We start from the raw sequence: 255 nt of genomic DNA, 5'->3' as shown, positions 1-255 counted from the left end.
GACGCCAACACCTGGCTGCATTGGGCGCTGTGGACCCACGGCGGCTATCTCGTCGACAAGAACGACAAGGTCATCATCAACTCGCCTGAGACCATGAAGGCGCTGGAATACGTCAAGGCGCTGTACGAAAACTTCATTCCAGGCACGGCGTCGTGGAACGATTCGTCGAACAACAAGGCGTTCCTCGCCGGCCAGCTCCACGTCACCGTCAACGGCATTTCGATCTACGTGACCGCCAAGCGCGAGGCGAAGAAC

General features: G+C 58.8%; 1 protein-coding gene. It reads left to right on the top strand.

The window, feature by feature from the left end:
* The coding region (locus tag RVY79_RS20575; protein ID WP_317466448.1) for an extracellular solute-binding protein at window positions 1–255 on the top strand (255 nt) is incomplete at both ends.

The organism is Chromohalobacter sp. HP20-39 (genome assembly GCF_033052815.1).
GTDB lineage: Bacteria > Pseudomonadota > Gammaproteobacteria > Pseudomonadales > Halomonadaceae > Chromohalobacter.
This window is presented reverse-complemented; position numbering and strand designations above follow the sequence as displayed.